Below are 22,990 nucleotides of genomic sequence, written 5' to 3' on the forward strand. Positions count from 1 at the left end.
CCCCGAACGCCGCGACCGAGAGCAACCCCTTCGCCGGCAAGGCCAACAGCGGCGCCACCTGGACCAACGACATCAGCCACGGCGACCTGGTCCGCAACAACCCCGACCAGACCAAGACCGTCGACCCCTGCAACCTGCAGCTGCTCTACCAGGGCCGCAGCCCCAGCTCCGGCGGCGACTACGGCCTCCTGCCCTACCGGCCGGGCCTGCTGACCCTGCAGCACTGACGGCACCACACGGGTCCACCCCGGGGTGTTCCTGACGCTCGCCAAGGCGCATGCCGAATCGGGTGAGCGCCATCACGACACACGATCAGGACCGGATGGACCTGGACCGGCGGGCTCGGCGCAAGGCCGAGCCCGCCACAGTCACGCGGACAGCCCAGATAATCCCGCTGTCCGAGTCGAACCGCCGACGGGCGACTGTGCCGCCTCGTCGCCCATCACTTCCGCGCGGCCAACGAGCTTGGCTGGGCTTTGTGTGGTGTCGTCACCGGGGGTCACAGCCAGCCCGCGTCCTCGGCGATGCGGACGGCGTCGATCTTGTTGCGGGCGCCGGTCTTGGTGATCGCGCCGGTGAGGTAGTTGCGTACGGTGCCCGCCGACAGGTGCAGCCGGGCGGCGATCTCCTCGGCGGAGGCCCCTCGGGCGGCTTCGCGCAGGACTGTGGTCTCGCGTGGGGTGAGAGGGCTCTCTCCGTGCTCCATCGCCGAGGCCACCAGCTCCGCGTCCAGCACCCGCAGCCCGGCCGCCGTGCGCCTGATCGCGTCGGCCAGGCGGTCGCCGGGCGCGTCCTTGACCAGGAAGGCCTCGATGCCCACCGACAATGCCCGCCGTACCTGACCCGGCCGGCCCATCGCGGTCAGCACCAGGATGCGGCAGGAGGGGAGCACCTCCCGCAGCTGCGCGGCGGCGGTGATGCCGTCCAGCACGGGCAGGTCGATGTCGACGATCGCCACGTCCGGCCGCACCCGCAGTGCGGCGGGGACGATCTCGTCCCCGCGCGTCACCTCGGCCACCACCTCCAGGTCGGACTCCAGGCGCAGCAGGGCGATGAGCGCGGCCCGGATCATGTGCATGTCCTCGGCCAGGAGGACGCGGATCACGTGGGCACCTCCATCGTCAACCGGAATCCGCCCTCGGACGTGCGCCCGGCCTCAACCGTGCCCCCCACCTGCGCAGCACGCTCCACCAGCCCAACCAGCCCGCCACCGAAAGGCCCGGCGGTTCGCGCGTCATCAGGGGAAAGGCCGTTGTTGACGATCTCCAGGTGGATGCGTCCCGCGCGGCTCGAGGTGGTGATCGAACAGGTGGTGGCGCGGCTGTGCCGCAGGATGTTCGTGACACCCTCGCGCACGGCCCAGGCGAGCGCCTCGTCCTGCTCGCGGGACGGGGTGATCTCGGAGAGGTTGACCTGGCAGCCGATTCCGGACGATTCCAGCAGCGCCGCGGCCCGGTGCACCTCACCGGCGAGCGACATCCGCCGGTAGCCGCGAGCCACCTGACGCACCTCCTGCGCGGCCTCCCTCGCCACCTGGACCAGCGTGCCGACCTCGGTCTTCGCGGCGGGCAGATCGCGGTCCATGAGCCGGGTGGCCAGGTCGCCCTTCAACACGATCGCGGTGAGGCTGTGGCCCAGCCCGTCGTGCAGGTCGCGGGAGATCCGCAACCGCTCCTTCAGCACCGCCGCCTCCGCCAGGTCGGCCCGCGCCTGCTCCAATTCGGTGGTGACCCGGACCAGCCGCACGATGACGTAGATCATGGCGCCGGTGATGACGATGGTGAGGGCGTAGAAGAACGAGCCGGTCACGTTGTGGAAGATGCCCTGAAGCCACCAGAACTCCATCGCCGCCATCATCATCACCAGGACGCCGCCCCAGCGCAGGGGGAGCAGCAGGAGCACCGGCCCGGCCAGGAGCGGCGCGGTCCCGGCCGACCAGCCGGTGAACCCGAGGGCCTCCGGCAGGTAGGCGGCGACCACCTGCACCGCCAGTGTCGCGGGGAACCACCGGGATCGGGTGCCCGTGAACGCCTGCCGTACATGAACGAAGTGCGGCCAGTAGAAAGCGGTCAGCACCACGAGCAGCCGGGCGTTGGGCGACGCGGAGGCGGTCGCGAGGGAGGCCACGAGGGGGATGATCGTGTAGCCGCCGGAGACCAGGACGATCAGCGCGATTCCGAGCCGCCGCGCGGAGGTGGAGTTCATGATCGGCCCATTATGACTTTCTGGACTCCCAGCGGAACCACCTCCTGATCGAGAGCAGCGCGACCCCCGCCCACACCGCCAGAACCAGAGCCGGTACGGCTGCCGCCGCCAGGTCGGAGCCGAGTGTTCCCGGCCCGTAGGAGGCGCGGACCGCGTCCACCACCGCGCTGGTGGGCAGGGCGGCGAAGAACGGGTGCAGCCAGGAGGGCAGCAGGTCCACGATCGAGCCCATCGCCCCGGACGCGAGGCCGGCCAGGAAGAAGAACGGCAGCGTCATGGGCGCCGCGAGCTCCCCGCGCGGGATCGCGGCCGTCCACGCCACCCCCAGCGTCGCCATCACCGCAGAACCCGCGACCGCGAACACCGCGAACAGCACCGGATTCCTCGGCAGCGGCACATCGGCCAGGAGGTGCACGGCCACGGCCGACACGATCATGAGGGCGACCGTCTGCGTGACGGTGTTCGCGACCTCGCCGAGGAGAATCTGCCGGTCGGTGAGCCGGGTGGTGCGCAGCCGTTTGAGCAGGAGCTGGTCGCGGCGCATGGTCAGGGCGACGGTGATGTTCAGGAACGCGGTCCCCGACAGGATGAGCGCGAGCGCCCCCACGAACATCTGCGCCGCGGCCGTGACGCCGTCGGCCTGAACGTTGCGCATCAGCGCCGGCATCCCGATCGCCAGCCCCAGCGGGGTGATCACGGAGGCGGGCAGCATGCCCTTGTCGCGCCAGAACAGCCGGGCGCTCAGCTTGTAGGTGGCCGTGAGGCTCATCGGCGTGGGTCCCATCGGAAGAGGAAGCGGACGGCGACCAGGCCGAGGAGGGCCCAGACGGTCAGGTTCAGGACGGGCACGGTCAGCGTCGCAGGCTCGCCGCCCCTGTAGGCGAGTCTGGCGATCTCGACCATCGCTCCGGTCGGCAGCAGGCCGAGTGTCCACTGGACCCAGCCGGGGAGGAGGCCGGTGACGAACGGCCCATATGCTCCGGCCCCGAGCGCGCTGGCCAGCATGAACGGGATCGTGGCGGGGGCGTTCAGGTCGGGGCGGCGGGTCACGGTCGAGAAGACGACGCCGACCAGCGCCAGCACCCCGGCCACCGCGACGACGCACGCCGCGAACAGCAGTGGCAGTTCGGGTGGCGGTAGGTAGGTGAGGGTGTAGAGGATCACCGAGACGAGGGCCGACAGGAGCGTGGCCTGCGTCACGATGTTGACCAGCTCGCCGCCGATGATGGCCCGCCCGCGCAGGCCCGAGGCGCGTAGCCGCTTGAGAACCAGCAACTCCCGCCTGGTCGACAGCGTCACGGCCGTCTGCGTGGTCGCGACGATGGTCAGGACCATGGCGAGCATGCCGAGATGCATGCCGAGCACCACCTCCACGTCGCGGCTCCTGAGCGAGGCGGCGATCAGCAACGGCAGGCCCGCGCCCAGGCAGACGCTGAGCACCGCGATGCCGCCGACGACCCGCCCGTCGCCCCAGAACAGCCGCCCGCCCAGCCGCGCCACGGCCAGCACCTCACGCACGTGCGTCACCACTGCGGGCAGGGCGGTCGCTTCGGGCGGGTGCGTCGTTTCGGGGTATCTCGGCGTTTTGGGCCAGTTCCAGGAACAGGTCTTCCAGTGAGGCCGTCCGGACCTCCAGGCCGCGCAGGCGCAGGCCGCGTTCGCTCGCCCAGCCCAGCAGCGTCTGGGCGGCCAGGTCGGGATCGGCGGCCTGGACCATGGCGAGCCTGCCCCGCACGGTCGCGGGCAGCGGCAGCTCCCCGGGTTGGATCACGGACGGCAGCTCGAACGAGACCCGCCCCACCCGCGCGGCCAGCGTCTCGGCCATGTCGCCGCCGACGGCGATCTCACCTCTGTCCATGATGGCCAGGTTCGTCGCCAGTTGCTGGGCCTCCTCCAGGTAGTGGGTGGTCAGCAGTACGGTCGTGCCCCGGGCGGCGAGGTCGCGGACGACCTCCCAGGTGTTGCGGCGGGCCTCGGGGTCCATGCCGGTTGTCGGCTCGTCCAGGAACAGCACGTCGGGCCGGCCCAGCAGGGCCAGCGCCAGGTCCAGGCGGCGTTTCTCGCCGCCGGACAGCTGCCGCACCTTCGTCTTCGCCTTCGCCGTCAGGCCCGCCAACTCCAGCGCCTCGCTCGCGGGGCGCGCGGCGGGGGTGAAGTCACGCCAGATCTCGACCGTCTGCCCGGCCGTCAGGTCGGGGAAGAATCCGGCCTCCTGCAGCATGATGCCGACGTTTCCACGCACCTGGGCGCGGTCCCTGATCGGGTCGAGGCCCAGCACCCTGACCGAACCGGTGTCCGGCTTCTGGAACCCGGTGAGCAGCTCGAACGTCGTGGTCTTGCCCGCACCGTTGCGGCCGAGCAAGGCGAAGACCGTTCCCGCCTCGACCTCGAACGAAATGTCGTTGACCGCCTGGAATCTGCCGTAGCTCTTGCTGACGTGGTTCACCTGGATCGCTGTCACGCCTTGATCCTTCGCCAGGGGCGGTGGCGGAAACAGTGAGCAATTCACAACTTCGCGAGCAGGCCGAGCAGGCGGTCGGCCACCGCCTGTGCGTTCTCGATCTGGTGAAGATGGTGCCCCCGGCGCGGTCGTCCCTCCGACAGTGGGATCACCGGGCGGGCGTTCATCGCCGACTTCGTGGCCTGCGTAGGCTTCGGCAACTCCGCGGCGATCGTCAGCGTTCTCGCAGTTTGTGGATCTCGTCGTCGAGGGCATCCTCCACTCGCCCGAGGAACTCGGCGATGACGCGGAGGTCGCGTTCGTCGTAGTCGGTCATCAGATCCCTCCAGCTGCGCAGCAACGGCAGGAACACTCCCGCGATACTGGGCCCGGCCTTTTCCGGCTGGAATTCGACGACGACCCGGCGGCGGTCGGCGGGATCGCGGGTGCGTGCGACGAATCCCGCCGCTTCCAGCCGATCGATCACTGTGGTCACCGAGGCAGTCGTCAGGCCGGTGCGCCGGGCCAGCTCTCCGGCGGTCAGCGGCTCATATTGGAGCATCTGGATGCAGGCCATGTCGGTGCTGTTGACACCGATCACGCGTGCGGCCGCGTTCGCCATCTCTGCGCCGCGCTGGTTGGTGCGCCTGATCCGATTGGTGATCTCCGTCATGAGCTCAGCCCGTGCGCTTGACATGGCTCCCCTCATCTCGATTTTCTAATATCTCGAAAATCTAGTAATCTGCCGTCGGCCTGCCGGTGTCGTGCCGAAGGCGCCGGCCATCACCAGAAGGAAATGACATGTTCCAGTCGACACGGCGACGCGCACTGCTGGCCTTACCAGTGCTTGCCGCCACAGCGATCGTAACCGTGCCCGGCCCGGCGCAGGCGCACGCGAAGCCGGCACAGCCGACCGGCGGGATCGCGAAGTACCTGGGTAAATGGAACTACGACCAGCCTGACCGTACGACGATGACGAACATCGCTGTGATAAGGCCGGGCACGATGGAGGCACCCCAGGTCGGCGACATCGTTTTCACCGCGCGTGACCACGACACCGTGGTGGGCCGCACCGACGTCGGGTGCACGTGGACGTTCAAGGCGGGGCCCGCCGGCCTTCACCTGGATCCGGCGACGCAGACCTGCCACAACCCGACCAGCAACGCGTGGTACACGATCAGCACGTGGACCGTCACGGTGAACGGCGACCACGAGAAGGAAACGATCAAGGCCGTGAGTCCCAATCCGGCCGGAAACTACGACTGGCAGCTGGACAGGGGCGCTCGTACGAAGGCCAAGGAATACGACCCGCGAAGCGCCGCGCGGTTCCCCGGCACGTGGCGATACGACGCAGCGGACCCGGCGACCAGGGCGAATATCCGCGTCACCCGATCCACCGGCTCAGACGGGAAACCGGTTGTGACGCAGACCCCCGAACAGGGACTCCTCGCGATCACTGGCGAGTATGACAACCGGATCACCGCTCGTACCGCCGATGGCTGCACCTGGACCCTGCTGACCCGGGGCAACACCGCACACCTCGATCCAGCCGTCCAGACCTGCATGACGTCGGCGAGCGCCGTCGTGACGCTCCGATACTGGTCCATCGCGAGTGACGGACGCCACCTGGCGACCATAATCGCCGGTACGGACGCCAACGACGGCGAGTTCTACCTCAACGCGGGTCTGTCGCCCGCATGATGATCACCACGTGGGCGGCACCGGCCGGCTTCCTCGGTTGAAGGCGTACCCGACAGGCGTCTTCCCGCTGCGTGCACCCGAAGCCGTCCTCCTTGGGGAAACCCTTCTCGTGCCACGCGCCCTACTCGAACGGGCCGCACGCCGGCACGGCGCTTCGGAGACCTTGTCCGGTACCCGTGCCGACGTCACGCGTTACGCGTCACGCGTCAGTACAAGGGGTGTATCGCGGGCTGATCCATATCTTCGGGCGGAGTGCCAGCACCGAGAGAGGCGCGTCTCAACGTTCAACTCGATCTCGGTCGGCACCGTTCGAAGGTTCGCCACGCCGGCCCGGATGTCCCTGACCCCTTCAGGCGTCGTACGTGTCGGCGACGCGGCGGCCATCGCCTCCGATGCGGCCCGCTCGGCGGTGCGGCCGCTCGGGGTCATCGACGAGCTGCGGATCCGTGAGTGCGGCCGCGAGGAGTGCACGCGCATCCTCGTCGGCCGCTCCCGCTCCGGCAATCGCCACTGGTGCGGACCAGAGGAGTGCGGCAACCGCGTCAAGGCGGCGTACTACCGCTTCCGCAAGAAGAGCAGGACGTCCTCGGCGGGGTGATCCGGCCTGGTCAGGAACCGGCCGAGGTGCTGCGGTCTGCGTGAGCACCCGCGCCCCCTCGGGCCCCTTGTGCAGGGACGGCGGCGCGGGTCACTCGTTCTCCTCGTAGACGACGTGGTATCGGCGGGTGTAGCGGTTGAGTGCCGCCGGGTTGAAGCGGCCGCCTTGGCTCACCTCGGCGCGATGCTCGATGAGGGCCTCCACCACGCACTCCCAGCCGCCCGGCGAGGAGATCTGGATGACCTTGGGCGGCGGGGTGGAACCTGGGCGGATCGCGTGCGGGACACCGTGCGGCAGCAGGACGAACTGCCCCTTGCCGGCCCGGTGCGTCACACCGTCGAAGTCGATCTCCAGGACACCGTCGACCACGTAGATGCACTCGTCGGCGACATGGTGAGTGTGGCGCGGGACGGGCTGGGCGACGGTCACCTCCAGCAGGGAGATCAGGCTATCGGTGTCCTCGCTGCGCGCCTTGATGCCGAACGCGGGCGGCACCGCGATGCGCCCTGGCCTCACCTGCCCCTGTCGCAGCAGGTAGAACCGGCTCTTGTCGCCCCATTCTGCGGGGTCGTCCTGCCCGAGGTGGTAGCGCATGCCGTACGGCTTGCCCAGCTCGTTGATCTTCTGCCAGTCGCGCCGTCCGTTGGGGAGCATCAGCGCGTCGGCCTCGCCCGCCTCGCACACGTCCTCGACGTAGCGCTCCCAGCCGCCCGGCGCGGACAACTGCAGGGCGTGCACGGCGGAGCCGTCCGGCCCGAGGTTTCGCATGGCGTGCGTGACGCCGCGCGGGACCAGCGCGAACATCCCGGCAGTGAGGTGGTGGCCGGCTCCGTCGAACTCGATGCCCAGGTCGCCGTCCAGCACATACACCAGTTCGTCGAAGGTGTCGTGGACGTGGGCGGGGATGTGGCCGTCACCGCGGTTCTCAATCAGGGAGAACCGCCCCTCGGTATCGGCGGCCCCGGCCTTCACGCTCATCGACGGCGGCAGGGGCACGCGGGTGGGACGGGAGGCGCCCGCGTCCAGCAGAAAGAAGCGGTCCTTGAACATGAGAGATCCTTTGGAATCTGATTCGGAGTCCGTTTCCGTTTTAAGCTAGGCGAGCGTCGGAAGCCCTGTCAACGCGGACTAGGGTGTGATCCGGAATCCGATTCCGCGAAAGGGGAGCACATGCCCAGGCCCCGCAGCGACGCCGAGCGCAACCGCGCCCGCCTCCTGGATGTCGCTGTCGACCTGTTCGCCGAGCACGGCGACCAGGTGCAGATGGGGGAGGTGGCAAGGGCCGCGCAGGTCGGCGTCGGCACCCTCTACCGGCACTTCCCGACCCGTCAGGCCCTGGTCGAGGCGGTCGCCGAGCAGCGCTTCAGTGAGATCCTCGCCTTCGCCGAGAGCGAGTGCCTGCCCAACCCCGACACCCGGGCGGCGCTGACCTGCTTCCTGACCCATGTGGCCGAGATGCATCAGACGGGCCGCGGCCTTTCCGGGGCGATCGAGGCGACGTTCGGCTCCACCGCCCCGCGCGGGCCTCTGGCGACCGAGTTGCTTGCCATCGGGGACACGCTGATCAGGCGCGGACACGCTGACGGCACCGTCCGCGCCGACATCACAGTGGACGATCTCTACATGCTGGTCGGCGCGCTGGCGATGATCAGCCGAGGCGATGTCGGCGACTGGCGGCGGTTCATCGACATCACCCTGGACGGCATCGCACCACGCTGAGGCGACTCAGCGCCGTCAGCTTCTCCGATCAGGTCGGCTGCCGGCGCTGGTCACGGTCACGCCGTCGGCGATGTGGTGGCGCAGCAGCGTACAGCTCGCGATCACCGAGTCGTCACGTCGTTTTCGAGGGCGGACGGGACGGGCGTCATCCGTTCCTGGCATGGCAGGTGTTCTGCGCACGTTGACAGAGGACGGGGAGCCTGCTCATTTCGTCCAGCACCACGCGATCGCCCAGCGGCTCGTTGAGCCTGATGACGTCCTGGCCGGACGCGCCGACGCCTGCGCAGATGCCGTAGCCCCGATAGGGCATCTCGAGTCCCAGGACCACCACATCTGGCCTCTCGCTGGCTCGTACGGTGACGTCGAACGGTTCCTCACCGACGCAGACGCCGTATTCGTAGTTCACCAGCAGTGTGCGTTCGTCGAGCACCTCGAAGTCCGAGACGTCGCCCGGCAGATGGTCGCCGACCGCGTCTTCGATGGTCCCGATCGCCTTCTGATCGACCGCGACGTAGTCAATGGGACCAGGGAGGTTGGAGAAGTGCAGCCGCCAGGCAGGTACGATCGCCATGCCGCGTGAGGTCTTCAACCGCATGGTGGTGAAGGTGGCGCCGGTCAGCTTGTACTGCTTGTTGTCGGGGAAGGTCATGTTCTCGGGCCAAGGGGACAGTGCCATCAGCGCCTCGCGCGGTGCGATCACGGGGACCCGCATCGCGGACCCATCGTCCCAGCGGACCTGCGCCTCGGCGGGTGGAGTGGGGAGCGCGCCGGCGACGACCCAGCCGTGCCACTCATAATCGATGTGCTCGCTCACCATCCGGGACATCTTCCTCAGGTCCTCGAGCGGAACGAACCCCTCGTGCCAGATCTCCGCGGCGCCGCTGGTCCGCCAGGTCGAGACGGCTTGTACGGCGTTTTCCTCGGACGTCGGTCCCAACAGGCCAGAGCTGTCGCTGAGGAGTAGCACCGCTGCCAGAAGTATCGCGGCTAATCGCACCATGTGATGATCTTGGCAGAGTGCCGTTTCCGACACCGGCGGCTTCGCGCCCAGCACCGGGAGTCGGATGCTGCTCGAAGGATGCGGCTCTGAAGAACCTTGCGAATCGCGGCAGGATGAACCGGTTGTCCCTTCGCGGCTGGGCAGGCATGATCGCGTGGGGTTCTGGACTGCAGGGAGCGCGACGGGACATGCGGCTGCTGAGGCACAGACGGAAGTCGCAGGATGTCTGCCATGGACGAATGCATATCATCCAGGCTGAAAGGATGCAGTTCCGGAGTCCTACCGAGAATGAGCTGTTAGTGGGACTCGCCTCGGCGAGCGACTATGAGGCGCAATACCGGCTCGGTTGGAACGCGACGGACATCGTCTACGAGCCACGGCGTTCGCAACTCCTGGCCACCGCGCCGCGCCGGGGAGGCGGCATCATGCAGTTCAAAGATGCCTGGTACCTATACGCGGTCGACAGTCACACCGGTCGGCATGCGGGAATGGTTTCTGTAGGGTGCCAGCCGCATGGTTACGAGATCGGCGGGTGGCTAGCCCCCGCATTTCGTCGCCTTCACTTGGGTAGCGAGCTGTTCGGGGCGGCGCTGACACTGGCTCACGAGCACCTTGGCATCGCTACGGTCGTAGCGGGAACGGAGAACACCAACATAGCCTGTAGGTGTGCTCTGGAGACGGCCGGATTCGTCGCCATACAGAGGGCCCCCGTTCATATTCTTCCGAACGGCCGAATAACCAACGCCTTGTGGTATGCACACACAGCGAGCACCCCAAGACAGTGCAGCTAGATCTAGTGCGTCAACCGTGAGCGACAGGACTCAACAAACGTCCAGATCTGCCGCTGCGTGCGATCACGCCGAACTGAGTGATGTCGGGTGAACGGGCATCAGGTGTCGTACTCGCCGCTGTCCCATGGTTCAGTGAAGGCCATGTAGTTGCCGGGCTCGAGAATGACCCACCATGTGTCGTCGTCTTCCTCCGGCTCTCTGGGGATCAGGCCGAAAGTTGTTCCGAACCGATCGATCGCGAAGGATTCGACCTCGATGCGGGTGAACGTGACCTCTCCAAGTTCCTTCAGCCGGGCCTCGTATGCAGCCCGTCGCGCCGCGCGGTCCATCTGGGCTCTGGGGCCGAAAGCATTGATCCTGGCCTCCAGGAACCGGCCGTCGGCGTCGAAGAGGTACAGGGCGACGAACTCCTGACCGTCGTCCTCCCCGCGGATGCCCGGTTCGAAGGGCGTGGTGAGGAAGAACTGCCTGCCATCGGCTGTGCGCCCCACATGCTCCGCGTGGTAATTATCATGATTGATGGCAAGACGGCTCGGCGGTCCGATCCTCATCAAACTCATCCCCTCCGCGCCCCGATGGTGCGAGCCGTCGTGATCGCTGCGCCAGCATTATGCCGTCCGGATGCGAGAGGGGTCTCGGTTCGTCGTATCCGACAGTCCGGCCCAGTAGAACTTCGCCGGGCGCTGGGATCGGGCGCCTCGATGGCTGCTCCCACCACATGCCCTGCTTTCGAGGCCGCATGATCGCCGTGCTGGGGGCGGCAGAGTTACAGGGTGCTGTGGCTTGGGGCGTCTATCCTCGCGCCCTTCGATGACTGGTCCGACTTGGCCAAACCGCCATCAGATCACTTCGCGCATATTCCGCGATCACCGACATGCGGCTGCCTATGGCTGCAAGCCGCTGCACATGATCGCCGGGCGGCTACAGAGAAACCCCAGGTGAGGGGCTGTTAGGCCTGATCAAAGAGTGCCCCCGGCAGGATTCGAACCTGCGGCACCCGCTTTAGGAGAGCGGTGCTCTATCCCCTGAGCTACGGAGGCGCACGATGTGCACCAGTAAGCCTAGCGAAAGGTTGGGCCCGCTCGCGCCTCCCCTGGGGGTGTCGTTTCGAGGTCGCCGGTCATCAGCGGGCTGACCTGCGGTAAAGGCATGGCAAGTGGTCGTACGCCGACCAGGGGAGGGTGGTTACCGTCGCTGGCCGTGACCGTAACGCGACGTGGATCCGCGCGCGGGCTGCGATCGGTGGTGCTCGTCGCGGCGCTGCTCGTGCCGGCGATCCTTGCCTCGGGCATGCTCATGGCCCACTTCGCCGGCTACGGGGAACGGGCGCGGAGCGACTTCTCACGCACTGCGGCCGTACGTGCGACACCGGCGGGGACGGCGGACGAGAAAGGCGCCGGAGCACCCGGCGGGACCACGAGAGACCGGGCTCCCGCCGGAACGCCCGGTACGCGCCCGACCGTGCTGCCGAATCTCGCGGATGGCCAGGAGGCCCGGAGGATCGACGTGGTTCCGATGGCGGGGACGGCGCGGAAGCCCCTGCTGAACCCGACCCCGGTGCCCGAGCCGTCCGGTCCCGCGCGTCTCTACGAGGGGCTCGTACGGATCCTGCCGATCGCCCAACCCGTCCATGAGGTCGTCCACGGGGACGCGCCGAAGGTGAGCCGGCCGGTGGACAAGCCGGAACCTCGCGAGAAGACGACCTTCACGTGCGCGCCGGAGTGGCGGGACACGTGGCTGTGGGAGCTCTGCCGCGAGCGTGAGGGCCAACCCGAAGGCGGGCGATGAGCTGGAAGCGCGCAAATGCGACGTGACCGGTCGATAGCACTTATGCGAACCGGGGCTCGGGCACAGAGGGCGCTGTAGTAACGTGCGTCCCTGACCCAGGTCACGAGTTCGCAAACGGGGGAGTCGATCGTGCCATCTCCTCGATCAGCCAAGCTGATCGCGGTCGTCACGGTGATGACTTCGCTGGCCGTCTCCGCGCCGTACGGCACGGCCGCGGCGGCCTTGGCCGGCACCACGACCGCGGAGGGCTCCGCGAGCACTCGCACGGAGGCCACCGGGGAAAGCGCCCGGGCCGGCGTGCTCGACAAGGAGCCCACCACGCTGACCGAGCTGCGGCGAGAGGCCCAGAAGGCGTACAAGTCCATCGAGGACGCGAACAGGGTGCTGGTGGCGCGCCAGAAGAAGTTCGGCGCCGTCGAGAAGGAGCTGGCGACCAAGCTGCAGGGTCTCCAGCAGGCCACGGCGGAGCTCAACAAACTGCGCAAGCCGCTGTCCGACCTCGCCTCGTCCATGTACCAGGACCCCTCGCTCGACGGACTCAGCCCGTTCTTCAGGGCGGGAAACGGCACGGAGACGCTCCGGAGGATCGCCGACCTCGATCACCTGGTCGCCGGGCGGAACAACGTGCTCGGCGACGCGGTGAAGCTGCTGGAACGGCAGCAGCAGCTCGCGCAGGAGGCGCAGGAGCTCCGTGCGGCCAGCCTCCTGCAGGAGGCGCAGCTGAGCGCGCAGGTCACCGCGCTGCGCAAACGCTCCACCACGCTGGTCCGGTCGCTGACCAAGGCGCTGATCAAGCTCGGCGTGAAGATCGGCGATGGAAGGGCGGGCGGCTGTGACCCGACCCGGATCGGTCAGGCGGAGCAGTACCCGAACGGCCTGCTGCCCAAGAACATCCTGTGCCCCCTGCCGCAGACCGGAGAGGAGCTGCGGGCGGACGCGGCGATCGCCTTCGCCGATCTCAACATCGCCTACAAGAAGCGCTTCGGCGCCTCGATGTGCATCTCCGACAGCTATCGCAACCTGGGTGAGCAGCAGTCGATCTACTATCGGCGGCCCGGTTTCGCGGCCACTCCAGGGAAGAGCAACCACGGTCTGGGGCTCGCCGTCGACCTGTGCGGCGGAGTGCAGAGCTTCCGTTCTGTGCAGTTCAACTGGCTGGAGGCCAACAGCAAGCGGTATGGCTGGATCCACCCCGACTGGTCGTATCACAGCCCCTTCGAGCCCTGGCACTGGGAGTACGACCCCAAGCTCGGCGCACAGCTCTGACGGGTGCGCTACGCAGGGTTCAAGGAGATGCTCCAGCAAGTGACGCGTGACCAGCGGGCCTGGCGGCAGGCCGGGGCGAGCACCGCCTGATCGGCGTCATCCGCCGCCGGACAAGGCCGATCAGTGCGGGTGAATGGTCATCGAAAGCCTGCCCTGTGCCTGGGCCTGGGCGAGCTGGGCCGCCTGCCCGGGGGTCGTGGCCAGCACGAGCAGCGCGCCGCCGTCCGTACGGCCCGGTGGCCGGGCGATCACCCGCACCTCCTGGGCGACGGTCCGGGCCTGGAACGGGCCGTCCTCGAAGGCCGCCAGGATGTCGATCACGTCTCCCGGCGACAGCAGACGGGCGGCGTCGGGGTCGGCGATCCTGACCGGCGTCGCGACCATCCCCGGCTCCGCGGATGAAGCCCCCGCTTGCGCGGTCGAAGTCCCTGGCGCCGCTGCCGGACCACCGCCAGCCGACCCGTCGGGCACCTGACCGTCGGAGCCCTCCCCACTCGGCTCATGCCAGCCGGACGCCTGCCCGGCCAGGGTCTGGCGGAACAGGCCCGGGCCAAGCAGCCGTGCGTCGGTGAGGAGTTCGCCTCGGCGCAACGGACCGGCGAGCACGCGGCCCGAGACCGGGGCGCCGGGCGCGTACGCCCCGGCGGGCACCGTGTCGGGCGGAAGCCGTACGACCACCACGTCGGAGGCGGCCAGCCGCCCCCCGGTGAGGTCGCGCGCGGCGGCGAGGACCTCCACCCCGTCAGGGGAACGGACGGCGAGCAGCACGCAGGCCACCGCCAGACCGGCGAGGACGGCGGCGATCGGACGGCGACGGCGCGCCGTCAGCCGTCTCAGATCACGCATGACCATCTCGCGTCAGGGGAGCTCGATCGGCAGCTTGATCCCGTCGAGGGCGTTGCCGCAGGGGCAGAGGCGCTCCTCCGGAAGGGCCTCGACGACCTGTGCGACCAGAGTGCGCATCCGCTCCACGTTGGCGGCGAAGAAGGCCAGCACCTCTTCGTGGGTGACCCCCTCACCGGCCTCCACGCCGGCGTCGTGGTCGGTCACGAGGGCGAGCGTCGTGTAGCAGAGGGCGAGTTCGCGGGCGAGCACGGCCTCGGGGTGCCCGGTCATGCCGATGATCGACCAGCCCGCGTCCGCGAACCACTTCGACTCGGCCCGGGTGGAGAAGCGGGGCCCTTCGACCACGACCAGAGTGCCGCCGTCGACCGTGTCCCAGCCCGTCTCGCGCGCCGTGGCCACGGAGGCCGCCCGGCCGGAGGGGCAGTAGGGGTCGGAGAACGACACGTGAACGGCCCCGCCCGTGTCGTAGTAGGTCTGCTCGCGGTTCTGTGTGCGGTCCACGAGCTGGTCGGGGATCACGAGGGCGCCCGGCCCGATCTCCGGGCGCAGGGACCCGACCGCACTGGGCGCGAGCACCTGGCGGACACCGAGGGACCGCAGGGCCCACATGTTCGCCCGATAGGGGATGCGGTGGGGAGGAAAGGTGTGGCCGCGGCCGTGCCGTGGGACGAACGCGACGGTCCGCTCGCCGATGCGGCCCACGGTGATCGAGTCACTCGGCGGGCCGTACGGCGTCGTCACGTCGATCTCTTCGGCGTCCTCCAGCAGCGAGTAGAACCCCGAGCCGCCGATGACCCCGATATCTGCGCGATTGACCATGGGCCGACACTAGCGAACGGCGCCGCACACCCGCCGTGTCCCGCCGGCCCCTGTGGATAACCTCAGGCGGCGGCGGTGGAGCCGGACGACGACGTGCTCGACGACGTGCTCGACGAGGAGGTGCTCGACGAGCTCGTGGAGGTCGCGGGCTCCTTCTTGCCCGAGTCGCCGGACGACTTCGAGGACGACGTCGTCGCGGTGGACGTGGTCGTCGACGAGCTCGACGAACGGCTGTCGGTCCGGTAGAAGCCGGAGCCCTTGAACACGATGCCAACGGCGGAGAAGACCTTGCGCAGCTTGCCCTGGCAGGCCGGGCACTCCGTGAGCGGGTCGTCAGAGAACTTCTGGACGGCCTCCAGCTGCTCACCGCAAGCGGTACAGGCGTACTGGTAGGTAGGCACTCGCTCCTCCTGAGACTGGCACTCGACCGGGTCGATTGCTAATGGTAAGCAGTCAACAAGCCCAAACGCCACTCCAGCCCGGTTTATTGCCCCGCGCCGTCCCATTCGCTCCCCCCGAGATCCGCCCGCGAACCGCCCATGATCCGCCCGCGAACCGCTCGCGAACCGCTCGTGATCCGCCCGCGAAACCTCCGGACAACCCCGGGCGACGGCGGTCAGCCGCCGCGTTCGCCGTACCAGCCGGCGAGCTTGCCGCGGCGGCTGACGGCGCGCAGGCGGCGTTCGACCGTCTCCCGCTGGGCGGCCGTGGTGACCACGAGAAGCTGGTCGCCCGCCAGCAGCCGGGTCGTCTGCGTGGGCACGAACGACTGCCCCTTCCGCACGACGAGCGTGACCATGGTGTTCGCGGGCAGCCGGAGCTCGAAGATCTCCACGCCGTGCATGAGCGAGCCGGGCGGAATGCGGACCTGCAGCAGGTCGGCGTTCAACTCTCCCAGCGGCGCGGCCTCCACGTCGAGGTCGCGGGCCTCGCCCTCGGCCGCCAGGCCGAGCAGCCGGGCGAGGTACGGCAAAGTGGGCCCCTGCAGGATCGTGAACACGATGACGATGATGAAGACGTCGTTGAACAGGCCCTTCGCCCCCGGCAGGCCGGCGGCCCAGGGGATCGCGGCCAGCACGATGGGCACCGCGCCGCGCAGCCCGGCCCACGACAGGAACACCTGCTCGCGCCACGACAGCGAGCCGAGCCGCAGGAGCCGCACCACCGCGCCGGACACCAGGACCGACGCCGGGCGGGCGAGCAGGACGAGCAGCAGGCCCGACACCAGGGCCGGGACGATCACACCGGGCAGTTCGCGCGGATCGGCCAGCATGCCGAGCATGACGAACAGCCCGATCTGGGCGAGCCAGGCGGCGCCCTCCGCGAAGCCGCGCGTGGCGGCGCGGTGGGGGAGCCGGGCGTTGCCCAGGATCAGCGTCGTCAGGTACACCGCGAGGAACCCGCTGCCGTGCAGCAGCGTCGCCCCGCTGTAGGTCACGAACGCCAGCGCCAGCACCGCGATCGGGTAGAGGCCGGAGGCGGGCAGCGCGACACGGCGCAGCGCGTACACCCCCGCCGGGCCCACGGCGAGGCCGACGGCCGCGCCGATGACCAGTTCGACGGCGGTGTCCAGCAGGACGTGCGGCAGCGAGAGGGTCAGCGACGAGCCCGCGCTCAGCATTATCACGAGGATGACGGTCGGGGCGTCGTTGAAGCCCGACTCCGCCTCCAGGATCCCGGCGAGCCGGGGCGGCAGCGGCAGCCGTCTCAGCACGGAGAACACGGCCGCCGCGTCGGTCGACGCCAGGAACGCGCCGAGCAGCAGCGCCATCCGCCACTCCATGCCGAGGAGGGCGGCGACGGTCACCGCGAGCACGACGACGCTGACCGCGATCCCGACCGTGGCGAGCACGAGCGCGGTCGGCACGGCGTCGCGTACGTGGTTCCAGTTGGTGGTGAGACCGCCCTCGGCGAGGATCACGGCGAGGGCGATCATGCCGAGCTGCTGGGCCGTCTGGGCGTTGTCGAAGTTGATGCCGACGATGCCGCCCTCACCGAGCAGCAGGCCGATGCCGAGGAAGATGAGCAGCGTGGGAAGGCCGGTGCGGTGCGCGATCCGTACGGACGCGATGGCCGCGATGACGACGGCGGCGGACAGCAGCAGCCAGATGTTCAGACCCACCCGCTCCCTTCGCCGTCCCTTAGGCCAATCTTGTCACATCTGTACCAATCGGGCGATTCCGCCCGGGAGGGCGGCGAAGCGTACACGCTGGTCGTGGGGCTCGGTGGGAACCCCTTCGATCAGCTCGCCCTCGTGCAGGAGCGCCACCGTCGGCACGTTCGGCCCCACGCGGGCGAGCGCCCGGTCGTAGAAGCCGCCGCCGCGGCCGAGCCGTACGCCGGTGACCCGGTCCACGGCCAGGGCCGGCACGATGACCAGCGCGGCGGTGCGGATCGCGTCGACGCCGCGCCGGACGTCCACCGGCTCCATGATCCCGTTCGGGCCGGGCGCCAGCGAGTCGGGACCGTCGTACACCGCCCAGTCGAGGTCGCCGTCCGCGCGCTGCACCGGCAGCATCACCGTGGCGCCGTGTTTCCACAGGGCCAGGATCAGCCCCTGGGTGGCCGGCTCGGTGCCGGTCGACCAGTAGCAGGCCACCAGCCCCGCCATCTGCACCCACGGCTGGTCGAGGAGTAACTCCCTGATGGCCGCCGACGACTCGCGCAGCGTCCCGGGATCGAGTTCCGACCGGCCGCGCAGGATACGCCGACGCAGGTTCATCTTGTCCAAAGACTGCTCCGTTAGTGTCTACTCATGGCTGACTTCGATCCCGTGACCAAAGCCGTCGTGCCCGCCGCGGGTCTCGGCACCCGCTTCCTTCCCGCGACGAAGGCGACTCCCAAGGAGATGCTGCCCATCGTCGACAAGCCGGCCATCCAGTACGTGGTGGAGGAGGCCGTCTCCGCCGGGCTGCTCGACGTCCTCATGGTGACCGGCCGCAACAAGCGCTCGATCGAGGACCACTTCGACGTAGCGTACGAGTTGGAGGACGCTCTTCGCGCCAAGGGCGACGAGGAGCGGCTCAACCAGGTGAAGGAGCCTGTCGACCTCGCCACCATGCACTACGTGCGGCAGGGTGAGCCCAAGGGCCTCGGCCACGCCGTCCTGTGCGCCAAGCAGCACGTCGGCCACGAGCCGTTCGCCTGCCTGCTCGGCGACGACATCATCGACCCCCGCGACCCGCTGCTCAAGCGCATGATCGAGGTGCGCGCGACCTACGGCGGCAGCGTCGTCGCGCTGATGGAGGTGCCGCGCGAGCATGTCTCCCTGTACGGCGCCGCCGCCATCCTGCCGACCGACGAGGACGACGTCGTCCGCGTCACCGACCTCGTGGAGAAGCCGCCGGCCGACGAGGCGCCCTCGAACTGGGCCATCATCGGGCGGTATGTGATCGATCCCGCCGTGTTCGACGTGCTGGAGCGCACCCCGCCAGGGCGCGGCGGCGAGATCCAGCTCACCGACGCCCTGCGCACCCTGGCCTCGATGGGCCCGGAGGAGGGCGGTCCGGTGCACGGCGTGCTGTTCCGCGGCCGTCGGTACGACACCGGCAACAAGCTGGAGTATCTGCAGACCGTGGTGCAGTTCGCCGCGAACCGGGACGACCTCGCCCCCGAGTTCCTGCCGTGGCTGCGGGAGTTCCTCGACAAGTCCGGACAGTGAGCCGATGAAGCCCGTCGACCGCCATCTCGCCGGCATCCTCGCGACGGTGCGCCCGCTCGCACCGCTCGAGGTCGAGATCGAGGCCGCCCTCGGCGCCGTGCTGGCCGAGGACGTCGCCTCGCCCGTCGCGCTGCCGCCGTTCGACAACTCGGCGATGGACGGCTACGCCGTACGGGCCGAGGACGTGGCCGCCACGCCCGTCACACTGCCCGTGATCGGGGACGTGGCGGCGGGGGACGGCGGGCTGAACGCCCTCGGCCCCGGCCTGGTCACCCGCATCATGACCGGGGCGCCGATGCCCGCCGGCGCCGACGCCGTCGTGCCGGTGGAGTGGACCGACGGGGGCACCGCCCGCGTACGGATCGACAGGCCGGCGCCGGTCGGCAACGCGATCCGGCGGGCGGGTGAGGACGTGCGGGCGGGCGACGTGGTGCTCCGTGAGGGCGCCAGGATCGGGCCCGCCCAGATCGGCATCCTCGCCGGGGTCGGCCGGCGCCGGGTGCTGGTGCGGCCCCGGCCGAGGGTGGTCGTGCTGTCCACGGGTGCCGAGCTCGCCGAGCCCGGCACCCCGCTGGGCGCAGGGCGCATCTGGGAGTCCAACAGCTTCATGCTCGCCGCGGCCGTACGCGAGGCCGGGGCGGAGGGGTTCCGGGCCGGTTCGGTGACCGACGACCCCAAGGAGTTCATGGACACGCTGGACGCCCAGCTCCTGCGGGCCGACGCCGTGATCACCAGCGGCGGCGTCTCGATGGGGGCGTACGAACCGGTCAAGGAGGCCCTGTCCCCGCTGGGCACGGTGACCTTCGAGAAGGTCGCCATGCAGCCGGGCATGCCGCAGGGCTTCGGCGTCGTGGGGCCCGACCGCGTGCCGATCTTCACGCTGCCGGGCAATCCGGTCTCGTCGTTCGTGTCGTTCGTGCTCTTCGTCAAGCCCGCTCTGCGGGCGATGCAGGGTCTCCCGGCAGGGCCGCCCCCGACCGTACGGGCAACGGTGACCGCGCCGCTGCGGTCTCCCGAGGGGAAGCGGTCATACCTGCGGGCCGTGCTGAGCAGAGACCCCGGGGAGACGGGGGAGACCGTGGCGCCGGTGACCCGGCAGGGCTCGCACCAGCTCGCAGCGCTGGCCGGGGCGAACGCGCTGATCGTGGTGCCGGAGGACGTGACCTCGCTGCCCGAGGGCGCCGAGGTGGAGGTGATACCCCTATGAATGACGGCACAGCGAAGCTGACTCACGTGGACGAGTCGGGCGCCGCCCGGATGGTGGACGTCTCCGAGAAGGACGTCAGCGCGCGTACCTCCGTCGCGACGGGCCGGGTGCTGCTGTCGCCGGAGGCGGTGGCCGTGCTCCGCGCGGGAGACGTGCCCAAGGGCGACGCGCTCGGCGTCGCGCGCATCGCCGGGATCATGGGCGCCAAGCGCACCCCCGACCTCGTGCCGCTGTGCCACCCGATCGCCCTGACCGGCGTGAAGGTCGACCTGGCCGTCGTGGACGAGGGGGTGGAGATCACCGCCCGGGTCCGTACGGCCGACAGGACCGGCGTCGAGATGGAGGCGCTCACGGCCGTCACCGTCGCGGCGCTCGCGCTGGTGGACATGGTCAAGGCGGTGGACCCGGCGGCGGTGATCAGCGATGTCCGGGTCGAGGAGAAGACGGGCGGCAAGACGGGCCACTGGACCCGGTCCGGACAGGAGTGAGGGCGTGCGCGCGTTGGTGGTGACGGTGTCCAACAGGGCGTCCGCGGGCGTCTACGAGGACCGCTCCGGGCCGCTGCTGGCCTCCCTCCTCAAGGAGGCGGGCTGCGACCGGGTGGACGGGCCCCGCGTGGTCCCCGACGGGGACGCCGTCGAGGCCGCGCTGCGCGAGGGCGTCGCCGAGGGCTACGACGTGATCGTCACCACGGGCGGCACCGGGGTGACGCCGCTCGACCTCACCCCGGAGATGACCCGCCGGGTGCTGGACCGGGAGATCCCCGGCATCGCCGAGGCCATACGCCAGGTCAACCGGGAGAAGGTGCCGACGTCGATCCTGTCCCGCGGTCTCGCCGGGCAGGCCGGCAGGACGCTGGTGGTCAACCTGCCCGGGTCCTCCGGCGGCGTACGGGACGGCATGGCCGTGCTGACCCCGATCCTGGGTCACGTGGTCGACCAGATCCACGGCGGCGACCATGCCCGCTGAGGAGCCCGCCGAGACCGGGGCGCGTCCCGCGTGGCGCGTTGACCGTGTTCCGGTGGATGATTGACGAATGGATCGACTTCGCGGCTGGCCGGCATCCATGGCCGAGGGGCCCGTCGGGCTGCGGCCGCTGCGCCTGCGTGACGTGCGGGACTGGCGCGACACCCGGTTGCGCAACGCCGAATGGCTCCGGCCCTGGGAGCCGAGCAACCCGGAGACCCCGCTGTTCCGCACCGGTCTCGGGCCGTACGTCTCGATGGTCGGCACGCTGCGCCGCGAGGCCCGCCAGGGGCTCGCCATGCCCTGGGTCGTCACGTACGAGGGACGCTTCGCGGGGCAGCTCACCGTGGGGGCGATCGTGTGGGGGTCGGCCCGCTCCGCGCAGGTGGGCTACTGGGTCGACGGCGCGCTCGCCGGGCGGGGCATCATCCCGACCGCGCTCGCCATGGCGGTGGACCACTGCTTCTTCACGACCGGTTTACACCGGCTTGAGGCCAACATCCGGCCGGAGAACCACGCCAGCCGCAGAGTCGTGGAGAAGCTCGGGTTCCGCGAGGAGGGCATCCGCCGGCGTCAACTGCACATCGACGGCGCCTGGCGCGACCACATCTGCTACGCGCTGACCGTCGAGGACGTGCCGCGCGGACTGCTCGTCCAGTGGCGCCGCACCATGAACTCGGCCGCCCGCCGCAGCGAGTCCAGCCCCGGTTAGGAGACGGCGCCCGGCCGGCTGCAATCGAAGGGCAAACCGATCACTAGCGGGCGCTGTGATGCTCCGTGGCGGTAACCGAAACCGCGTCACGGGAGGCACCCACATGAGGAAGCGGACTCCGTCCATCGCACCCCCGCCACCGCTGGCCCACCGGTAGCAGGTCTTCATCGCGAGCGACGGGCGTGGCCTGTGGGAACCACGCTCTCGCACGGGATCGAATTACATGAAGAGCTTTGACGATCTCGCGACACACCGGACTGAATGCTCGTCATTCAGTGACACACAGTCCTACGGTGCGTGACGTGAACACCTCTCCGCCGACACAGGGCCACGGACGTGTTCACCATGCCCATCGCCCGAGGGCGTGGGGGTGGCCGCATGGGTAGCGCCCTGCTCTACCTCGCCATCGTCGTCATGTGGCTCAGCGTCCTGCTGCCCATGTGGCTGCGCCGGGACCGGCACACCGACGAGGAGCTGTTCGAGGAGCAGGCGGAGGCGTTCACGCTGTCCGAGCCGCCCGCCGTGGACGACTCCGCTGAGGCCGCCAGTTCCAACGACGCTTCCGACGACTCCTCCGGCGACTCCGACGGCACCGGTGACGCGGACGGCGGCGACGCCGACACGGTCGTCACCCCGCCGGCCGTGTCCGCGGGCTCCGCCGAGGCCGTCACCCCGGACCAGATCGCGGCGGAGCGGCACGCACGGGCCCGCCGTGTCGCCGCCCACCGCCGCGCCCGGATCCTCGCCCGGCGCCGGCGGCGGCTTCTGTGGAGCATCCTGCTCGTGCTGGCCTCCGTGGTCACCGCGGCGGTCCGCGTGATGCCCTGGTGGGCCGTCGCGCCCTCGGGCGTGCTCCTCGTCGGCTATTTCGCCGTGCTGCGCGTGGCCGTACGCGCGGACAGGGAGCAGCGGGAGAAGGCCGCCCGGGCGCGGGCCGAGCACCTGCGCCGCCGGCGGGAACGCCGCCGTGCCCTGGCGGCGGCGGCCCGCGAGGCGGAGATCATCAAGTTCGAGGCGCGCAAGCGCGTCCAGGTCTTCGACCAGTACGCCGACGGGCGCCGCGCGGCCGGAGACTGAGTCGGTGGCGCGAACACCCCGCAGAGTTTGCTAATCTAGTCGAGGTCGTTGGGGCTATAGCGCAGTCCGGTAGCGCACTTCGTTCGCATCGAAGGGGTCTGGGGTTCAAATCCCCATAGCTCCACCACGACGAAGGCCCGTCAGGTGATCCACCTGGCGGGCCTTTTCGCTGCTCGGAGCCGGATGCACCTTCG

28 protein-coding genes, 2 tRNA genes and 1 pseudogene are annotated in these 22,990 nt (G+C 69.6%); 15 read left to right on the plus strand and 16 right to left on the minus strand.

The annotated features are described in order from the left end of the window. A partial coding sequence (locus QSK36_RS41440) for a non-reducing end alpha-L-arabinofuranosidase family hydrolase (RefSeq protein WP_285786221.1) occupies positions 1-227 on the plus strand: 227 nt, incomplete at its 5' end. Between the two features lie 272 nt (positions 228-499). Here the strand turns inward: QSK36_RS41440 and QSK36_RS41445 are convergent. The 7 genes from QSK36_RS41445 to QSK36_RS41475 are packed head-to-tail and all read right to left on the minus strand — an operon-like array spanning position 500 to position 5,318. Next, a complete protein-coding gene (locus QSK36_RS41445) occupies positions 500-1,105 on the minus strand; it encodes a response regulator transcription factor (RefSeq protein ID WP_183542824.1) in 606 nt (201 codons plus the stop codon). Further along, positions 1,102-2,205, minus strand: coding sequence for a sensor histidine kinase (locus QSK36_RS41450; RefSeq protein ID WP_285786222.1), 1,104 nt, complete (start codon positions 2,203-2,205; stop codon positions 1,102-1,104). Before QSK36_RS41450 ends, QSK36_RS41445 begins: the two co-directional genes overlap by 4 nt. 10 nt (positions 2,206-2,215) lie before the next feature. Beyond that, on the minus strand, positions 2,216-2,974 hold the full coding sequence (locus tag QSK36_RS41455) for an ABC transporter permease (protein WP_285786223.1): 759 nt from the start codon (positions 2,972-2,974) through the stop codon (positions 2,216-2,218). Further along, positions 2,971-3,723 carry an ABC transporter permease gene (locus QSK36_RS41460; RefSeq protein WP_285786224.1) on the minus strand — a complete coding sequence of 251 codons (753 nt, stop codon included), beginning with the start codon at positions 3,721-3,723 and terminating at the stop codon, positions 2,971-2,973. The genes QSK36_RS41455 and QSK36_RS41460 overlap by 4 nt, the downstream gene beginning before the upstream one ends. Next, complete coding sequence (locus QSK36_RS41465; protein ID WP_285786225.1) at positions 3,716-4,666, minus strand: ABC transporter ATP-binding protein; 951 nt, start codon at positions 4,664-4,666, stop codon at positions 3,716-3,718. Before QSK36_RS41465 ends, QSK36_RS41460 begins: the two co-directional genes overlap by 8 nt. A gap of 44 nt (positions 4,667-4,710) precedes the next feature. Next, on the minus strand, positions 4,711-4,866 hold the full coding sequence (locus QSK36_RS41470) for a hypothetical protein (protein ID WP_285786226.1): 156 nt from the start codon (positions 4,864-4,866) through the stop codon (positions 4,711-4,713). A 14-nt stretch (positions 4,867-4,880) separates the two neighbouring features. Further along, entirely contained in the window at positions 4,881-5,318 is a 438-nt protein-coding gene (locus tag QSK36_RS41475) for a MarR family winged helix-turn-helix transcriptional regulator (protein WP_183542815.1), read from the minus strand. A gap of 299 nt (positions 5,319-5,617) precedes the next feature. Between QSK36_RS41475 and QSK36_RS41480 the strand changes: the two genes are divergently transcribed. Further along, positions 5,618-6,346, plus strand: a complete 729-nt coding sequence (locus tag QSK36_RS41480; protein ID WP_285786227.1) for a hypothetical protein — start codon at positions 5,618-5,620, stop codon at positions 6,344-6,346. 334 nt (positions 6,347-6,680) lie between these two features. Continuing rightward, a complete protein-coding gene (locus QSK36_RS41485; RefSeq protein WP_183542811.1) occupies positions 6,681-6,944 on the plus strand; it encodes a CGNR zinc finger domain-containing protein in 264 nt (87 codons plus the stop codon). A 90-nt stretch (positions 6,945-7,034) separates the two neighbouring features. Here the strand turns inward: QSK36_RS41485 and QSK36_RS41490 are convergent, their stop codons facing one another. Continuing rightward, the gene (locus tag QSK36_RS41490) at positions 7,035-7,994 is read right to left on the minus strand and encodes a cupin domain-containing protein (RefSeq protein ID WP_285786228.1); all 960 of its coding nucleotides are present in this window, start codon (positions 7,992-7,994) and stop codon (positions 7,035-7,037) included. Positions 7,995-8,114: 120 nt separating this feature from the next. Here QSK36_RS41490 and QSK36_RS41495 point away from each other — a divergent pair, with 120 nt between their 5' ends. Continuing rightward, a complete protein-coding gene (locus QSK36_RS41495) occupies positions 8,115-8,663 on the plus strand; it encodes a TetR/AcrR family transcriptional regulator (protein ID WP_183542807.1) in 549 nt (182 codons plus the stop codon). A 145-nt stretch (positions 8,664-8,808) separates the two neighbouring features. Here QSK36_RS41495 and QSK36_RS41500 read toward each other — a convergent pair whose 3' ends face one another. Continuing rightward, positions 8,809-9,717: a hypothetical protein gene (locus tag QSK36_RS41500; protein WP_285786229.1), complete on the minus strand. Its 909-nt coding sequence runs from the start codon at positions 9,715-9,717 to the stop codon at positions 8,809-8,811. Positions 9,718-10,088: 371 nt separating this feature from the next. Here QSK36_RS41500 and QSK36_RS43650 point away from each other — a divergent pair, with 371 nt between their 5' ends. After that, positions 10,089-10,454: a GNAT family N-acetyltransferase gene (locus tag QSK36_RS43650; protein ID WP_352241868.1), complete on the plus strand. Its 366-nt coding sequence runs from the start codon at positions 10,089-10,091 to the stop codon at positions 10,452-10,454. 98 nt (positions 10,455-10,552) lie between these two features. Here the strand turns inward: QSK36_RS43650 and QSK36_RS41505 are convergent, their stop codons facing one another. Beyond that, on the minus strand, positions 10,553-11,005 hold the full coding sequence (locus tag QSK36_RS41505) for a hypothetical protein (protein WP_221264378.1): 453 nt from the start codon (positions 11,003-11,005) through the stop codon (positions 10,553-10,555). Positions 11,006-11,421: 416 nt separating this feature from the next. Further along, positions 11,422-11,494: transfer RNA gene (locus QSK36_RS41510), tRNA-Arg, on the minus strand. A 160-nt stretch (positions 11,495-11,654) separates the two neighbouring features. Between QSK36_RS41510 and QSK36_RS41515 the strand changes: the two genes are divergently transcribed. Then, entirely contained in the window at positions 11,655-12,242 is a 588-nt protein-coding gene (locus QSK36_RS41515) for a hypothetical protein (RefSeq protein ID WP_285786230.1), read from the plus strand. Positions 12,243-12,371: 129 nt separating this feature from the next. Beyond that, a complete protein-coding gene (locus QSK36_RS41520) occupies positions 12,372-13,508 on the plus strand; it encodes a D-alanyl-D-alanine carboxypeptidase family protein (RefSeq protein WP_285786231.1) in 1,137 nt (378 codons plus the stop codon). A gap of 120 nt (positions 13,509-13,628) precedes the next feature. Here the strand turns inward: QSK36_RS41520 and QSK36_RS41525 are convergent, their stop codons facing one another. Both QSK36_RS41525 and QSK36_RS41530 read right to left on the minus strand, forming a co-directional pair. Further along, complete coding sequence (locus tag QSK36_RS41525) at positions 13,629-14,354, minus strand: SAF domain-containing protein (RefSeq protein WP_183542800.1); 726 nt, start codon at positions 14,352-14,354, stop codon at positions 13,629-13,631. A gap of 12 nt (positions 14,355-14,366) precedes the next feature. Continuing rightward, entirely contained in the window at positions 14,367-15,173 is an 807-nt protein-coding gene (locus QSK36_RS41530) for an S-methyl-5'-thioadenosine phosphorylase (RefSeq protein ID WP_183542798.1), read from the minus strand. Between the two features lie 75 nt (positions 15,174-15,248). Between QSK36_RS41530 and QSK36_RS43800 the strand changes: the two genes are divergently transcribed. Continuing rightward, positions 15,249-15,419 carry a hypothetical protein gene (locus QSK36_RS43800; protein WP_502883462.1) on the plus strand — a complete coding sequence of 57 codons (171 nt, stop codon included), beginning with the start codon at positions 15,249-15,251 and terminating at the stop codon, positions 15,417-15,419. Between the two features lie 62 nt (positions 15,420-15,481). Here QSK36_RS43800 and QSK36_RS43805 read toward each other — a convergent pair. The 3 genes and pseudogenes from QSK36_RS43805 to QSK36_RS41545 all read right to left on the minus strand — a co-directional run. After that, positions 15,482-15,679, minus strand: a pseudogene (locus QSK36_RS43805) (FmdB family zinc ribbon protein); the annotation flags it as partial. A gap of 110 nt (positions 15,680-15,789) precedes the next feature. Continuing rightward, positions 15,790-17,295: a potassium/proton antiporter gene (locus QSK36_RS41540; RefSeq protein ID WP_285786233.1), complete on the minus strand. Its 1,506-nt coding sequence runs from the start codon at positions 17,293-17,295 to the stop codon at positions 15,790-15,792. A gap of 33 nt (positions 17,296-17,328) precedes the next feature. Beyond that, positions 17,329-17,895 carry a 5-formyltetrahydrofolate cyclo-ligase gene (locus tag QSK36_RS41545; protein WP_183543139.1) on the minus strand — a complete coding sequence of 189 codons (567 nt, stop codon included), beginning with the start codon at positions 17,893-17,895 and terminating at the stop codon, positions 17,329-17,331. 33 nt (positions 17,896-17,928) lie between these two features. Here QSK36_RS41545 and galU point away from each other — a divergent pair, with 33 nt between their 5' ends. From galU to QSK36_RS41580, 7 genes are all read left to right on the plus strand, one after another. Beyond that, positions 17,929-18,834 carry a UTP--glucose-1-phosphate uridylyltransferase GalU gene (gene galU / locus QSK36_RS41550; protein WP_183542792.1) on the plus strand — a complete coding sequence of 302 codons (906 nt, stop codon included), beginning with the start codon at positions 17,929-17,931 and terminating at the stop codon, positions 18,832-18,834. 4 nt (positions 18,835-18,838) lie between these two features. Further along, the gene (glp, locus tag QSK36_RS41555) at positions 18,839-20,041 is read left to right on the plus strand and encodes a molybdotransferase-like divisome protein Glp (RefSeq protein WP_183542790.1); all 1,203 of its coding nucleotides are present in this window, start codon (positions 18,839-18,841) and stop codon (positions 20,039-20,041) included. Beyond that, a complete protein-coding gene (gene moaC, locus QSK36_RS41560) occupies positions 20,038-20,529 on the plus strand; it encodes a cyclic pyranopterin monophosphate synthase MoaC (RefSeq protein WP_285786234.1) in 492 nt (163 codons plus the stop codon). The genes glp and moaC overlap by 4 nt, the downstream gene beginning before the upstream one ends. Positions 20,530-20,533: 4 nt before the next feature. Beyond that, positions 20,534-21,010, plus strand: a complete 477-nt coding sequence (locus tag QSK36_RS41565) for a MogA/MoaB family molybdenum cofactor biosynthesis protein (RefSeq protein ID WP_285786235.1) — start codon at positions 20,534-20,536, stop codon at positions 21,008-21,010. Positions 21,011-21,077: 67 nt separating this feature from the next. Next, on the plus strand, positions 21,078-21,719 hold the full coding sequence (locus QSK36_RS41570) for a GNAT family N-acetyltransferase (protein ID WP_139577242.1): 642 nt from the start codon (positions 21,078-21,080) through the stop codon (positions 21,717-21,719). 378 nt (positions 21,720-22,097) lie between these two features. Beyond that, the gene (gene sepX / locus QSK36_RS41575; protein ID WP_285786236.1) at positions 22,098-22,796 is read left to right on the plus strand and encodes a divisome protein SepX/GlpR; all 699 of its coding nucleotides are present in this window, start codon (positions 22,098-22,100) and stop codon (positions 22,794-22,796) included. A 50-nt stretch (positions 22,797-22,846) separates the two neighbouring features. After that, positions 22,847-22,923, plus strand: a tRNA-Ala gene (locus QSK36_RS41580). Positions 22,924-22,990 lie beyond the last annotated feature (67 nt).

The organism is Microbispora sp. NBRC 16548, assembly GCF_030268985.1.
GTDB lineage: Bacteria > Actinomycetota > Actinomycetes > Streptosporangiales > Streptosporangiaceae > Microbispora > Microbispora catharanthi.

Excerpts from the sequence above, each read along its gene's own strand:
- QSK36_RS41530 (WP_183542798.1), bottom strand. The coding sequence starts at position 15,173 with ATGGTCAATCGCGCAGATATCGGGGTCATCGGCGGCTCGGGGTTCTAC.
- sepX (WP_285786236.1), top strand. The coding sequence starts at position 22,098 with ATGGGTAGCGCCCTGCTCTACCTCGCCATCGTCGTCATGTGGCTCAGC.
- QSK36_RS43650 (WP_352241868.1), top strand. The coding sequence starts at position 10,089 with ATGCAGTTCAAAGATGCCTGGTACCTATACGCGGTCGACAGTCACACC.
- QSK36_RS41570 (WP_139577242.1), top strand. The coding sequence starts at position 21,078 with ATGGATCGACTTCGCGGCTGGCCGGCATCCATGGCCGAGGGGCCCGTC.
- QSK36_RS41495 (WP_183542807.1), top strand. The coding sequence starts at position 8,115 with ATGCCCAGGCCCCGCAGCGACGCCGAGCGCAACCGCGCCCGCCTCCTG.
- QSK36_RS41455 (WP_285786223.1), bottom strand. The coding sequence starts at position 2,974 with ATGAGCCTCACGGCCACCTACAAGCTGAGCGCCCGGCTGTTCTGGCGC.
- glp (WP_183542790.1), top strand. The coding sequence starts at position 18,839 with ATGAAGCCCGTCGACCGCCATCTCGCCGGCATCCTCGCGACGGTGCGC.
- QSK36_RS41480 (WP_285786227.1), top strand. The coding sequence starts at position 5,618 with ATGACGAACATCGCTGTGATAAGGCCGGGCACGATGGAGGCACCCCAG.
- moaC (WP_285786234.1), top strand. The coding sequence starts at position 20,038 with ATGAATGACGGCACAGCGAAGCTGACTCACGTGGACGAGTCGGGCGCC.
- QSK36_RS41485 (WP_183542811.1), top strand. The coding sequence starts at position 6,681 with ATGTCCCTGACCCCTTCAGGCGTCGTACGTGTCGGCGACGCGGCGGCC.
- galU (WP_183542792.1), top strand. The coding sequence starts at position 17,929 with ATGGCTGACTTCGATCCCGTGACCAAAGCCGTCGTGCCCGCCGCGGGT.
- QSK36_RS41545 (WP_183543139.1), bottom strand. The coding sequence starts at position 17,895 with ATGAACCTGCGTCGGCGTATCCTGCGCGGCCGGTCGGAACTCGATCCC.
- QSK36_RS41490 (WP_285786228.1), bottom strand. The coding sequence starts at position 7,994 with ATGTTCAAGGACCGCTTCTTTCTGCTGGACGCGGGCGCCTCCCGTCCC.
- QSK36_RS41450 (WP_285786222.1), bottom strand. The coding sequence starts at position 2,205 with ATGAACTCCACCTCCGCGCGGCGGCTCGGAATCGCGCTGATCGTCCTG.
- QSK36_RS41525 (WP_183542800.1), bottom strand. The coding sequence starts at position 14,354 with ATGCGTGATCTGAGACGGCTGACGGCGCGCCGTCGCCGTCCGATCGCC.
- QSK36_RS41505 (WP_221264378.1), bottom strand. The coding sequence starts at position 11,005 with ATGAGGATCGGACCGCCGAGCCGTCTTGCCATCAATCATGATAATTAC.
- QSK36_RS41475 (WP_183542815.1), bottom strand. The coding sequence starts at position 5,318 with ATGACGGAGATCACCAATCGGATCAGGCGCACCAACCAGCGCGGCGCA.